This window comes from Kineococcus endophyticus (assembly GCF_040796495.1).
Classification (GTDB): domain Bacteria; phylum Actinomycetota; class Actinomycetes; order Actinomycetales; family Kineococcaceae; genus Kineococcus; species Kineococcus endophyticus.
Window position 1 is genome coordinate 49,049 of record NZ_JBFNQN010000012.1, and the last position, 11,892, is coordinate 60,940.

Annotated in this window: 15 protein-coding genes; 6 read left to right on the top strand and 9 right to left on the bottom strand. The window is 72.8% G+C overall.

Annotation, left to right across the window (positions count from 1 at the left end; translation table 11 throughout):
• Positions 1-22 precede the first annotated feature (22 nt).
• The 4 genes from AB1207_RS17195 to AB1207_RS17210 are packed head-to-tail and all read right to left on the bottom strand — an operon-like array spanning position 23 to position 2,108.
• Positions 23-460, bottom strand: a complete 438-nt coding sequence (locus AB1207_RS17195) for a DUF4190 domain-containing protein (protein WP_367639628.1) — start codon at positions 458-460, stop codon at positions 23-25.
• Positions 461-511: 51 nt separating this feature from the next.
• Positions 512-673 (bottom strand): hypothetical protein, encoded by a 162-nt coding sequence (locus AB1207_RS17200; RefSeq protein ID WP_367639629.1) that lies wholly within the window; start codon positions 671-673, stop codon positions 512-514.
• A 23-nt stretch (positions 674-696) separates the two neighbouring features.
• Positions 697-1,395: a class E sortase gene (locus tag AB1207_RS17205; protein ID WP_367639630.1), complete on the bottom strand. Its 699-nt coding sequence runs from the start codon at positions 1,393-1,395 to the stop codon at positions 697-699.
• Complete coding sequence (locus AB1207_RS17210; protein WP_367639631.1) at positions 1,392-2,108, bottom strand: DUF881 domain-containing protein; 717 nt, start codon at positions 2,106-2,108, stop codon at positions 1,392-1,394. Before AB1207_RS17210 ends, AB1207_RS17205 begins: the two co-directional genes overlap by 4 nt.
• Positions 2,109-2,238: 130 nt before the next feature.
• Here AB1207_RS17210 and AB1207_RS17215 point away from each other — a divergent pair, with 130 nt between their 5' ends.
• Together AB1207_RS17215 and AB1207_RS17220 are read left to right on the top strand one after the other, a co-directional pair.
• Positions 2,239-2,544, top strand: a complete 306-nt coding sequence (locus AB1207_RS17215) for a cell division protein CrgA (protein ID WP_367639632.1) — start codon at positions 2,239-2,241, stop codon at positions 2,542-2,544.
• Positions 2,545-2,660: 116 nt separating this feature from the next.
• A complete protein-coding gene (locus AB1207_RS17220; RefSeq protein ID WP_367639633.1) occupies positions 2,661-3,602 on the top strand; it encodes a hypothetical protein in 942 nt (313 codons plus the stop codon).
• A 287-nt stretch (positions 3,603-3,889) separates the two neighbouring features.
• Here AB1207_RS17220 and AB1207_RS17225 read toward each other — a convergent pair whose 3' ends face one another.
• The gene (locus AB1207_RS17225; protein WP_367639634.1) at positions 3,890-4,708 is read right to left on the bottom strand and encodes a rhomboid family intramembrane serine protease; all 819 of its coding nucleotides are present in this window, start codon (positions 4,706-4,708) and stop codon (positions 3,890-3,892) included.
• A 72-nt stretch (positions 4,709-4,780) separates the two neighbouring features.
• Positions 4,781-5,305, bottom strand: coding sequence for a peptidylprolyl isomerase (locus tag AB1207_RS17230; protein WP_367639636.1), 525 nt, complete (start codon positions 5,303-5,305; stop codon positions 4,781-4,783).
• Between the two features lie 192 nt (positions 5,306-5,497).
• Between AB1207_RS17230 and AB1207_RS17235 the strand changes: the two genes are divergently transcribed.
• On the top strand, positions 5,498-6,391 hold the full coding sequence (locus AB1207_RS17235; RefSeq protein ID WP_367639637.1) for a hypothetical protein: 894 nt from the start codon (positions 5,498-5,500) through the stop codon (positions 6,389-6,391).
• Positions 6,392-6,507: 116 nt separating this feature from the next.
• Here AB1207_RS17235 and AB1207_RS17240 read toward each other — a convergent pair whose 3' ends face one another.
• Positions 6,508-8,187: a DUF4091 domain-containing protein gene (locus AB1207_RS17240; protein ID WP_367639638.1), complete on the bottom strand. Its 1,680-nt coding sequence runs from the start codon at positions 8,185-8,187 to the stop codon at positions 6,508-6,510.
• Positions 8,188-8,257: 70 nt separating this feature from the next.
• Between AB1207_RS17240 and AB1207_RS17245 the strand changes: the two genes are divergently transcribed.
• Both AB1207_RS17245 and AB1207_RS17250 read left to right on the top strand, forming a co-directional pair.
• Positions 8,258-8,827 (top strand): SigE family RNA polymerase sigma factor, encoded by a 570-nt coding sequence (locus AB1207_RS17245; RefSeq protein ID WP_367639639.1) that lies wholly within the window; start codon positions 8,258-8,260, stop codon positions 8,825-8,827.
• A complete protein-coding gene (locus tag AB1207_RS17250; RefSeq protein ID WP_367639640.1) occupies positions 8,824-9,660 on the top strand; it encodes a hypothetical protein in 837 nt (278 codons plus the stop codon). Before AB1207_RS17245 ends, AB1207_RS17250 begins: the two co-directional genes overlap by 4 nt.
• 40 nt (positions 9,661-9,700) lie before the next feature.
• Here the strand turns inward: AB1207_RS17250 and AB1207_RS17255 are convergent, their stop codons facing one another.
• Together AB1207_RS17255 and AB1207_RS17260 are read right to left on the bottom strand one after the other, a co-directional pair.
• Positions 9,701-10,528: a class I SAM-dependent methyltransferase gene (locus tag AB1207_RS17255; RefSeq protein WP_367639641.1), complete on the bottom strand. Its 828-nt coding sequence runs from the start codon at positions 10,526-10,528 to the stop codon at positions 9,701-9,703.
• Positions 10,529-10,548: 20 nt separating this feature from the next.
• Complete coding sequence (locus AB1207_RS17260; protein ID WP_367639642.1) at positions 10,549-11,112, bottom strand: GNAT family N-acetyltransferase; 564 nt, start codon at positions 11,110-11,112, stop codon at positions 10,549-10,551.
• A 61-nt stretch (positions 11,113-11,173) separates the two neighbouring features.
• On the opposite strand from AB1207_RS17260, the gene AB1207_RS17265 reads away from it, so the two are divergent.
• Positions 11,174-11,887 carry a hypothetical protein gene (locus tag AB1207_RS17265; RefSeq protein ID WP_367639643.1) on the top strand — a complete coding sequence of 238 codons (714 nt, stop codon included), beginning with the start codon at positions 11,174-11,176 and terminating at the stop codon, positions 11,885-11,887.
• The last annotated feature ends 5 nt before the right edge of the window (positions 11,888-11,892 follow it).

The window sequence follows — 11,892 nt, forward strand, 5'->3', positions numbered from 1 at the left end:
TGTGCGCGAGCCCTTCACAGCGTCAGCTGTTGTTGAGGACGTCCTGCTGGAAGTCGCGGGCGCACTGCTCCACGGCCGCCTGGTCGTTGTTGGCCTGGGCGTTGGCCACGCACTGGGCGTAGTCCTGACCGCCGTTGTTGAGGAACCACGAGCCGGCGACGATCCACACGATCGACAGGGCGATGCTCGCGACCAGCGCGACGACGTTGACGACGATGGCCGCCGTCGCCGTTCCCCGGTTGGTCGCCTGCCCGCGCCTGACCCGCTTGCGAGCGGAGATGCCCAGGATGAGCCCGACGATCGACAGCACGACGCCGACGAAGATCCAGGACAGCAGCAGCGCGACGATGCCGAGCACCAGCGCGACGACCGCGAGGCCGTTGCGGGGCTTGCTCTGGCCGTACTGCCCGTACTGGTCCTGCTGGCCGTACCCGCTGGGCGGGGGGTACTCACTGGACATGCTGGGTGTCCTCCCTGGTCGGTGGACGGAAAGCGTCCCAGCAAACCGCGATCACTGCCCGTCGACGGTCCCGTCGTTGATGGCCAGGTGGTCCGCGATCGCGGGGAACACGACGGTGAAGCAGAGCAGCACGATCCCGGCCGCCACGAGCAGGCTGATGAGCGCCCGCACCCACCAAGGGCCGGGCAGGACCCGCCACCACCACGCGTACACCTGTCGTCTCCTGTCTCGGGGTCTCAGCCGGCGGGGGCGTCCAGCGACGACGGCGGACCGTCGGCGCGGTTGCGGACGGACTCCAGCAGCGCGTGCACGACGTACCGCTGCCGCGCCGAGTGCATCGGGTGGCAGGCGGTCATCGTCAGCCAGGCCTGCGTGGGCGTGGCCCCGGGCTGGTCGGGCACGGGCGCGATGACGGAGACCTGCTTCGGGCTGACGATCTCGTGGGAGCGCACCCGGTAGGTCAGCCACTGCGTCGCGGTCTCGACGACGACGGCGTCCCCGTCCTGCAGCTCGGCGATCTGGTTGAACGGCTTCCCGTACGTGACGCGGTGGCCGGCGATCGCGAAGTTGCCGACCTGGCCGGGCATGACGGCCTGCGTGTAGTGGCCGATGCCGTCCTTGAGCTCCTCGGTGCCGGTGCCCTCGACGACCGGGACGGAGTAGTCGGCGGCGAAGCGCGGGACGTGCAGGATCGCGAACGGCTGACCGACGGCCGGGACCGCCACGGGGTCCACGGGCGGGTCGGCGGCGGGCGCCGAGGACGTCGGGGCCGGTGCGGCCCGCTCCCACCGCTGCTCCAGGGAGCTGACCGTCGCGGCCTGCGCCCGGCCGGAGGTGAGGTCGGTCCAGTAGAGCTGCCACACGACGAAGAGCAGCGTGAGGACGCCGGCGGTGACGAGCAGCTCACCGAGGACGGAGACGGCCCGGCGGATCACGCGGCACCCTCCCGGGCGTACGTCAGGCGCGTCGTGCCGTCGAAGGCGGGCAGCTGCAGGTCCTGGCCCGCGGAGACCTGGTAGCCGAGGCCGTAGGCGGCGACGTACTCGCGGTAGATCGAGATCTCCGCCGACGCGTCGAGGGCGGCCCGCAGCCGGGAGACGTCCCCGACGGCCGTGATCCGGTACGGCGGGGAGTAGGTGCGGCCCTGCAGGACGAGGACGTTGCCGACGCAGCGGACGGCGGACGTCGACACGATCCGCTGGTCCATGATCATCATGGCCTCGGCGCCCCCGTTCCACAGCGCGTTGACGACGCCCTCGACGTCCTGCTGGTGCACGACGAGGTCGTCCGGCGAGGCCGAGGCGGGACGCTCGGTGTCCGGGGCGTCGTCGAGGGTGACCGTCAGGCCCGGACCCTGGACGGCGAGCGCCCCCGAGGCCGTACCGAGCGCGGGATCCTCCAGCGGGTCCTCCCCGGGGGCCGTCGCGGCGTCGCGGCTGAGGGTGTCGACCTCCGAGCGCAGTGTCGCGACCTGGGCGGCGCGCTGGGCGTTCTCCCGGGAACGCTGGGCGACGACGGACCCGAGGTCGGCCGACTCCGAGCGCAGGTCCGTCCCCCCGGAGGTGAGGGCGCTCGTCGCGAACAGCAGACCTGCGGCGGCGAGGACGAGCACGACGCCGGCCCGGCGGGTGATGCGTCCAGCGTCCACGCGCACCCCTCGTCCTCCCCCGGCTCGGGTCCGGCGCACCGTCTCGGCGCCGACATCGACACCGATCGTCGCACTAGGCTGAGCGGCGGGTGACGGTCCCCGTCCCTGCCCACCCCGACTGGAGGTCGACGTGCCCCGCCGCAAGAAGTCCGACGAGACGGACGTCACGAGCGACGCGACTGCCACCGCGGACGCCGGCAAGCGCCGTCGCGGAGGGGTGTCCGACGCCGACCGCGAGGTCAAGCGCAAGAACCAGCTGACCCCGCGCTGGTGGATCTGGACGATGGTCGGCCTCATGGTCCTCGGCCTGGCCTGGATCGTCGTGTTCTACCTGTCCAGCTCGATGCTGCCCGTGCCGGGCTGGGACAACTGGAACCTCGTGGCGGGCTTCGCGCTCGTGCTCGTGGGGTTCGCGATGACGACGCGCTGGCGCTGACGCACCACCCTCCGTCGGGACTGGTCCTGACGGGTGACGGCGCGGCCCGCGCGGTCAACCCTTCCCTTGCGTGACGGTTAGGGTGACCCCGTCGTCCACAGCCACCAGGGGGCCGAGTGCTGCACGTCGTCTACCGATCCCACGGCGGGGAGAACGCCAAGGGTCGGCCGTCCTGGTACTCGAAGTCGCTGGCGCTGGACTCCTTCCTGCGCTCGGTGGCGCTGGCGCGTGAGGCCGGCGACGCGATCGACGTGCTCTTCCTCAACGACGGGCCCATCCCGGACGCCCGGCTCGCCCTCATGCGCGCGCACGGCACCGTGCGCGCCATCACCGGCGGCAGCAACCGGGCGAGCTACCTCGCCGGGCTGAAGCTGGCCGTCCGTTCGGACTGGGCCGCCGACGACGTCGTCCTGTTCGCCGAGGACGACTACCTGTGGCGCCCGGACGCCCTCCTCTGCCTGGGGCGCGTCGCCGCGCAGGGGCGCGCGGAGTACCTGGCTCCCTACGGCGTCGGGACGCACGACGACATCGACGGGCGCGTGCCCGTGTGGCGCCGGCCGCGCTCGGGCCGGGGTGAGGAGTCGATCCCGGCCGACGTGGTCCGCTGGGTGCCGCACCAGAGCACGACGAGCACCTTCGCCGTCCGGCTCGGCGCGCTGCGCCAGGACCACCGCCTGCTGGTGCTGTGCTGCCTGTCCGGCGGCGACTTCGACCACACGAGCCTGCTCGCGGTGCAGGGCGTCTCCCGCTTCACGCTGCGCGACCTCGTGGCGCACCACCCGGGGTCGTCGTCGAACCCCGCCGTCCGGCTGGCGCGCGCCGTCTACCTGACGACGTTCCGCAGCGCGGTCGACGTCGCCTCCGTGCGCCGTCCTTCGCGCCGGCGCCGCCTCGCCGCGGCGGACCCGGCCGTCTGCACGCACATGGAGCAGGGGTGGCTGGCCCCGGCCCCGCACGGGCGCCCGCGGTACTGGGAGGACCTCGCCGCGCAGACCCGCCGCTGGGCGGACACGGCGCGCGACCCCGACGGCGACGCGGTCTCCCCAGCCGTCGTCTGACGCTCGGTGGGCTACTGATCACGCAGCGTGCAGCCCTGGGAAGGGGTCTCCGGGGCCCCCGTCATCCACCGGTTGGGGATGGCGTGTGGACAAGGCAGGACATCGTCCACAGGGCTTGTCCACCGACTCGTCCACAAGGTGTGGATGAGTGTGGGTAAGGGGCCGCTCGATCCACAGCGTGCCCCACACCCGGTGGATGACAGCCGTGGCATTCGCACAGGTGTGCGAATCCCTGTGGACAGTCGCTCGAGCGGGTGGATCGCGCTGGGTGACCAGCTGGGCGCGGCTCAGTACAGCGCTGCGGCGTAGCCGAGGCCCGCCAGGACGAACAGAGCCACGGCGGCGGTTCCGGCCCACTGCACGACCGGGTTCCCCTGCCGACCCCGCGCCATCGCGGTGGCCACGAGGGCCCCCGTGACGAGCCCGCCGAGGTGCCCCTGCCACGAGATGCCGGCGTAGAAGACGCCGATGAGGAAGTTGATGACGATGAGCACGACGATCTGACCGGTCTGGCGACCCAGGTGCCGGTTCACGACGAAGAGCGCGGCGAAGAGACCGAAGATGGCCCCGGACGCACCGACTGTCACGGTGCCAGCAGGGGCCAGGAGCAGGGCGCCGACGGCCCCGCCGAGCGCGGACACGAGGTAGAGGGCTGAGAAGCGGACGCGTCCGAGGAGCGGTTCGAGGTACTGCCCGGTGATCCACAGGGCGTACATGTTGAACAGCAGGTGCAGCACACCGCCGTGCATGAAGGCGGACGTGACGGGCTGCCACCAGGAGCCTTGACCGAAGGACCCCGGGAACGGGCCGTTGACGAGGGCGACCTGGTAGAAGACGTTCGTCGGCATGACCTGCTGGCCCAGGTACATCAGCAGGCACGCGCCGATGAGGACCTTGGTGACGAGGGTGTCGCGGTTGCTCAGCACCCCGCCGAACGTCGTGCGCGCCTGGCGGACGCCCTTGTTGCCCTCCGCGACGCAGTCCACGCACTGCACCCCGACGGCGGCGGGGCGCTGGCACTGCGGGCAGACGGGCCGCCCGCAGCGTTGGCAGCGGACCCACGACTCGCGGTCGGGGTGGCGGGGACAGACGGGGACGTCGCTCACGTCGGGTTCAACGCGCGGGACGCCCCCGTCGTTCACGCTCAGTGCGTGTCCTGGGTGGACGTGCGGTGCAGGTCAGTCGCGCTCGACGTCGACGGACGTGATGACGACGGGCTCGCGGGGAGCGTCACCGGGGCCGACCGGCACGGTGGCGATGGCGTCCACGACGGCGCGGCTCTCTTCGTCGGCGACCTCGCCGAAGATCGTGTGCTTGCCGTTGAGGTGCGGCGTCGTCGTCACGGTGACGAAGAACTGGGACCCGTTGGTGCCGTGACCGGCGATCTTCCCGGCGTTGGCCATGGCCAGCAGGTACTTCTTGTCGAAGCGCAGGTCCGGGTGGATCTCGTCGTCGAACTGGTACCCGGGGCCGCCGCGGCCGTCACCACGGGGGCAGCCCCCCTGGATCATGAAGCCGTCGATGATGCGGTGGAAGGTGAGCCCGTCGTAGAACGGCGCGGTCTTCTTCTCGCCGCTGGCCGGGTCCTGCCACTCCTTCGTGCCCTCGGCGAGGCCCACGAAGTTCGCCACCGTCTTGGGGGCGTGGTTCTCGAACAGTTCCAGGCGGATGTCGCCGTGGTTGGTGTGCAGGGTGGCGTACATGCCGCTCATCCTTCCACGGGTCCTGCACGGCACCCGGCGGGGCGTCTGGTGGCGGGAAGGGCGCGGGTGCGGTCAGATGACGGGTGGTGATCGTCGCCGACCGTTCGGCGTGGGGCACGGACCGCGCACCCCGCACGTTCGCGACATCGGATGAACGGGCCAGAGGACGAGCACGAGCACGAGGAGGAACGGATGTCGTTGACCAAGAGCCACACCGAGAAGCTGCAGGCCCAGGGAGCGACGCTGGCCGGCAAGGTCGCGCCGGCGGTCGGGTCCGCCGTCGACTGGGCCCAGCCGCGCCTGGAGAAGGCCTGGGACACGACGCTCGAAGCGGCTGCGCCGAAGGTCGAGGCCGCCGCGCACAAGGTGTCCCCCGCCGTGGACAGCGCCCGCGACAAGATCGTCGACGACCTGCTCCCCAAGCTCGTCGAGGCCGTGCAGGAGGCCGCGAGCAACGCCCGTGATGCCGCCGCCCCGGCCGTCGCGGCCGCCGCCGGCACCGCCACCGCGGCCGCCGCCTCCACGAGCGAGACCGTCCAGAACGCCGTCAAGGACGTCGTGAAGGACGGCAGGAAGTTCGAGCAGGGCCTGGAGAAGTCGCTGACCAAGAAGGCCCACCAGGCCGAGCGGCGCGCCAAGGTCGCGGGCAAGGCCGGGAAGGCCGCCGGCAAGGCCGGCACGAAGGCCGCCAAGGCCACCGCGAAGCACACCAAGAAGATCGCCCAGCAGCGCTCGAAGGGTGCCGTCGCCGTGCTCAAGGGCGAGGCCGTCGCGAAGAAGAAGGGCAGCGCGGGACGCAAGTTCCTCGTCTTCACCCTCATCGCCGCCGGTGGTGCGGCGGTCTACGCGGCTGTGAAGAACTCCCAGAAGGAGGACCCGTGGGCGGCCCCGGGCGCGGCCTGGACGCCCGCCCCCGCCACCACGACGCCGAGCACGCCGGCCGCCGACAAGAGCACCGAGAAGCTCGAGGAGGCCACCGCGCCCTCGACCACCTCGACTCCCGAGGCCTCCGAGGCGCCCACGACGGGCAAGCACGAGTACGCCCCCGTCGAGGACGGCACGCCCGAGGAGCTCAAGGGCGAGTGACGCTCTCGTGAGGGCCGGCTCCGTCAGGCGACGGGGCCGGCCCTCACGGCGTCCGCCGGAGCCGCACGGTCGGCTGCGGCCGGACGAGGCCCGACGAGGCCCGACGAGGACCCGGCTCACGTCAGCCCCGCGAGGACGGCGTCGACGGCCGGCCGCGTCTGCAACCAGTCGTCGGCGGTGCGCCCCGAGGAGAGGAGCGCGTCCTGGCGGCGGGACGTGCCAGGTGTGGTCCGCGTCAGGTCCTGTCCGGTGAGGTCACGGACCAGCTGGAGCGCGGCGTGGTCGGCCATGCCCTGCGCGAAGGCGCGGTGCCGCAACGACTCCACCGGTGTTCCGTCGGGTCCGGGGTAGACGAGGAACGGGTCACCGGCGGGGAAGGCGTTCCCGGCGCTGGGGTCCTGCCAGGGGTCGACGGCGCCGCGGGACAGCTGGCTGTTCCAGAAGTTGAAGCCCCAGTGCAGGAACCCCGACGCGCCGGCCCGGAAGAGCTGCTCCCCGATCGCACGGGTCCGCCAGCTCGGCATGGCGATGAACCGGTTGGACACCCCCCGGTCGTGCACGTTGCAGTGGTAGGCCCAGAACTCGTCGCCGGCGCTGATGAACGGGGCGGCGGCATCCGCGGCCACCACGGGGATGTCGACGGCACCGCTCGTGAGGAACGACCGGTCGCTCAGGGCGTCGATGACGGTCTGACCCTTCACCAGGTCTCCGACCACCGCACGGGCGGCCTGGTACCCGGCGAGCTTGTCGTGGCCCGGTTCGTCACTGACGTGCCAGACGGTCCGCACGGTCGGCCAGCGCAGGGCGAGGTGGGCCTGCAGCCGCGGTAGCAACGCCTCCAGGAAGCCGCGGTAGCGCGGATCGGAGGCGCTCACGTGCCAGCCGAAGACCTCCTCCAGCCCAGCCGGGCCGCCGGCCCAGATCGACGGGGTCGCCTCCGCTCCCCACTGCGTGAACAGGTGCGGCATCTCCAGCACGTCGAAGCCGTGACGGAGGGCCAGCGCCACCCAACGGTCCAGCCGGTCGAACCCGAACTGCCATCCCGTCTCGTCCCGACGCACGTCCAGCAACTGCGTCGTGGTGCGCCGGCCGCCGACCTCGGTGTCCAGCGGCGGAGTCCACAGGGGTGTGAGCAGGCAGTTCCCGCCCGCGCGACCCACCGACGGCAAGTACGACTCGAGCAACTCCCAGTGCCGTGCTCCGAACGGCTCGACGCCGTAGTGGTCGGCCAGGCAGTCGGTGTGCAGCCACTGGGCCACCGCGATGTCCACCGGCGGCAGGACCTGGCGATGCAGCTGCAGCGCCACCGTGTCGACGTGCAGGAGCTGGCCGTCCTCGGTCCGCACCCGCACGACCACCTCCCGGTGCCGGTCCCCCTCCGGGTCCTCCACGACGACGTCGACCCACCACGCCGACCAGGCCCCGAGCACCGACGAGCTCAGCTCGCCCTCGCCGAGGGGGGTGAGCGGGTCGGGGAACAGTCCCGGCGCTCTGCGGAGGAAGACGTCGTCGGAGTCCTCGAAGGCGGGCACCAGCACCGGGACCAGTCCGACCCGGAACACGTCCGCCCGAGCGCCCCGTCCCGCCGCCACCTCCAGGCGGAGCCGGGGCAGATCGCTCAGATCGCGGACCGCCGGGGGACGCCACGCCACCTGGAAGGACACCGTCTCCCCCGTGAAGGCGCGCAACGGCTCAGCACCAGCGGGTGGGGGCGCCTGGTCGGGGAAGACCTTCTCCAGCGAACTGACCACGGTGAAGGCGAAGGCTCCCGGCCTGGCGCAATCCTGCACGCCCACGAACGCCGGGAGCGTCGACTCCGCGTGCAACCGGATCTCGGGTCGTCGGCGTCAGGGCAGTGTGGACGACATGAACCGGGAAGAGCACTTCACCTCCTGGGCACACGAAGCGACCCCGCAGCTGCGGCGCATCGCCCGACTCCTGGCCGGCGACTTCCACATCGGCGAGGACCTCCTGCAGGACGTCTACGCCAGGATGTACGCCCGCTGGCCCCGCATCCAGGACCCCAGCGCCTACGCCCGCCGCGCCCTCGCCAACGCCGCCACCTCACGATGGCGCCACCGGTCCCACCGCCACGAAGCCGTCCGCGACGTCGACGACCACCTCGCCGGCGCCGACCCCTCCCAGCCGCTGGTCGACCTCGAACAGCGCGCCGACCTCCTCGCGGTCCTGCGCCCGCTGCCACCACGCCAACGTGCGGTGATCGTCCTGCGCTACCTCGACGACCGCAGCGACGACCAGGTCGCCGATCTGCTCGACATCAGCGTCGGCACCGTCAAGAGCCAAGCCTCCCGGGCCCTGGCCCGGCTGCGCCAGGCCCTGCCCGGCCGTGCTGCCGGGGAACCACCCCAGCCGGACCGGCCGAGCCCAGAGGTTCCCTCCTCCGCTGCCTCCCTCGTGGATTGGGCGCGCTCGTGAACACCGAGACCCACAACCCCTTCTCCGACGCCCTGCGCGCTGAGCTGCACGCTGCCGCCGGGCCTGTGCAGAACTCGGCCGCCTTCATCGCCGAGGCCACCGGCCGCGGCCGTACCAGGCTGCGCCGTCAACGCCGCACCCGCTGGGGCGTCGGCGCCCTGACCGCCGTCCTGCTGACCGGCGGGGCCGTGGGCGGGGCGCACCTGCTGGACCCCACGCCGTTGGAGCTGTCCGTCGCCGATCCGGCTCCAGGACAGCACGATCCGGTCCCGACACCGCTACAGACCCTCCAAGGCGGTGAGGTGGAGGTCGACCCCGCGGTGACCAGCGCTGCCGCGGCCACCTTCGACGAAGTCGTCGAGTCGCACCTACCGGGCTGGTCCGCCGGCCGCAACGCCGAAGGGTGGCGAGCCCGCTCCCAGACGGTCCTGATGTGGAAGGCGAGCAACACCGCCACCTCACCCGCAGTCACCCTCGGCATCGACATCGACCGATCGGCGCCGCAAGCGCTCAAGGCCACGGGTGAGGTCTGCACGGGGGAGGTCACCTGCTCGCAGGAGGAGTTGCCCGACGGGAACGTCCTCACGGTGGGCACGCACCGGACCCTGGTGCAGCTCGGGTCGATGCCCGAACCTGCGCGGCCGGTGGAGCCGTACGCCTCGCTCCGCCTGCCGGACGGGCGTTCGATCTCCGCCACGGCCTCCATCGCCGCCCCCGACATCCCCGTCGACAGCGTCTACCCGGCGGATTCCCAGGCGACGACCGATGCCCTCCGGGCGATCGTGACGGACCCGAGGCTGCAGGCCGTGACGATCCCTGCGCCCCCGCAGTGACCGCCCTGCGCCACGGGTCGGCTCGTCCGCGCTGTCACCCTCACCCCGTCCGGCCCAGGTGCAGCAGGTGCCCGGCCGTCCCGAGCAGGCTCGGGTCCGTGGCCGTGCGCGCGAGCAGGTCGAGCACGGCCTCGTACCGCGCCGGCTCCTGCGTCCGCAGGGCGTCGACGGCGTCGTGCAGTCCGTTGGCGAACCCGTCCGTCGACGCCAGTGCGACCGTCCGCACTCCCGCCTGCGCGAGGTCCTGGTCCAGCCGTGCGGGGTCGGCGCCGTGGGCGTGGGTGAACCGGCCGCGGTGGGGGTTCTCGTACTCGCCCCGGGCGAGCAGCGCGTCGACGAACGCCGGGTCGGTGAGCCGGTCCCGTTCGTCCGCGATCGCCAGCGTCCGCCGCAGCAGTGACCACCGCGGCATCCACGCCGTCGCGACGAGCCCACCCGGCGTCGTCACCCGGACCACCTCGGCCAGCGCCCGCTCCCTGTCCTGCGGGTCGGGCAGGTGGTAGAACGGACCGAGCGCCAGCACGGCGTCGAAAGAGCCTGCAGGCCAACGGCTCATGTCGCGGGCGTCGGCCTGGACGACTTCCCGGACGCTCACCCCGCGGTCGGCGAGGTGCCGCCGCGCCAGGTCCAACAGGTTCGGTGACAGGTCCGCGAGCGTGACCTCCAGACCTCGCTCGGCCAGCCACGCGCTGTACCGGCCGGGGCCCCCGCCGAGGTCGAGGACGCGACCGGCGGAGGGCAGGTGCGGGGCGAGCAGTCGCGTCGTGACCGCGAACTCGAGCCGGCCCTCGGCGGTGACGAGCCGGGCGAGTTCCCGCTCGTGGTAGCTCGCGTAGTAGTCCTGCACGGCGTCCGTCGGTCCGTCCACGGACGCATCGTGGCAGCCCGTCAGTCCCCGAGGGCGGGGCGGCGGTGGACGCACAGGTCGTGGGGCCGCCCGTCGATCGTCAGGACCCCCGGCACGGTCTGCACCAGCGCGAAGCCGAGCCGGTCGGCGACGGCGCGGCTGCGGACGTTGCCGGCGGCGATCCGCATCTCGACGGTGCGGATCCCGTGGTCGACGGCGAGGTGCCGTACGAGCGCGCGCACGCTGCGGCTGACCAGCCCTCGACCCTGGTGGGCGGCGTCCACCCAGAACCCCAGCTCGGCCGTCGTCCCGTCGGCCACGGTCCGTGACCCCAGGGCTCCCACGACCCGCCCGTCCAGCCGCAGGACGCACGGCACCCCTCGTCCCTCCACCCACGCCTGGCACGCCCGGACCTGGACGCCGCGGAACTCCTCCAGCGTCAGGTCGGGCCGCGCCAGCTCGTCCCACGGCTGCAGGTGCTCGAGGTTGGCCAGCAGCAGCGAGTGCAGCGGCGCCGCGAGACGCGGTTCGGCGAGGACGAGGTCGAGGCCGTCGCCCACCGGCAGGGTGAAGCCGCCGAGGCGGGTCGCCGGAGGGGTCGTCACGTCCGCACCGTACGCAGGCCGGTGGTGCGACAGTGGACGTCGAGCGATCCGAGGAGGGGCCGTGCGACGACAGTGGGCCGTGGCGTTGCCGCTGGTGCTCGCCCTCGCGACCGTTCCGGAGGGGAGCGCCGGTCCCGCCCCGGCCCTGGTGCTCGGCCCGACCGACGAGGCCGCGGTCGCCGCCCTCCGCACGCCGGAGTTCGCGCGGCGCGGTGACCCGCTCGCCTTCGTCGAGTCGGCCCGCGACCTCGTGGGCACCGTGCTGCCCTGCGACGAGGTGGGACGGCACCTGAGCCTCCGGCTCCCGACGTTCCCCGCTCTGGCGGGAGACGGGTGGACCCGCGTCTGCGGCGCGGTGGACGGCCGGGCGGTCTTCGACCATCCGGTGCCGTCCGCCGCCGCTCCGTCCCCTCCGAGCGCGGACCCCGACGCCGACCAGCAGGCCGTGACCCTCGTGTGGCTGCCGCCCGGGACGTCGGCCGACGACGACTTCCAGACGGCGCGCGCCCGTGGCCTGGTGTGGATGACCGTCGAGTACGGCGGTCGGGCGGCCGAGCCGGTGACCGACGTGGACCGGACTCCGCACGACGACTACACCGTGCTCTCCTGGCCGGACGGTGGCCCGCTCGGAGTGCAGTGGATGGACCCCGCCGACACGCGGCTCGCCTGGCCCAGCGAGACCGCCGACCACCGGTTCTGGGTGAGCGTCAACTACCCGGGGTCGCCGGTCGAGGCCGTGGACCTGCTGCGCACCGGGGTCGACCTGCCGACGTGAGGCGT